The 382-nt window shown below is 68.6% G+C and carries 1 protein-coding gene; it reads right to left on the minus strand.

Annotation, left to right across the window (positions count from 1 at the left end; translation table 11 throughout):
• A partial coding sequence (tsaA, locus tag QWI17_RS04830; protein ID WP_302721383.1) for a tRNA (N6-threonylcarbamoyladenosine(37)-N6)-methyltransferase TrmO occupies positions 1-382 on the minus strand: 382 nt, incomplete at both ends.

The following is a 382-nucleotide window of genomic DNA, read 5'->3' on the forward strand; positions in this document are numbered from 1 at the left end:
CAGGCGCAGCGCTGGCCATCTGGTTGCTGGCGCATGCAATGCTGTCGGCGTAAGGCACGTAGGGCTTGATGTCCAGCACCGGCGTGCCGTCCAACAGGTCGATCCCGGACAGCAGCAGCCGCCCCGGTTCAACCCCCTCCAGGCGCACCACCGACTGGCCGATGCCATTGGGCCGATGGGTGGCGCGGGTCGCGAACACGCCCATGCTCTTGTTGCCACCCAGGCGCGGTGGCCGCACCTTCAGGCGTGGCTTGTCTTCCAGCGCCTGGTGGAACAGGAACAGCAGCCAGACATGGCTGACCTGCTCCAGGCCTTCGACTGCCTCACCCTGGTCGAACGGCGGCAGCAGCTCCAGCACCCCGCGGGCGGCGGGAGCCAGCTG

Source organism: Gilvimarinus gilvus, assembly GCF_030518155.1.
Lineage (GTDB): Bacteria > Pseudomonadota > Gammaproteobacteria > Pseudomonadales > Cellvibrionaceae > Gilvimarinus > Gilvimarinus gilvus.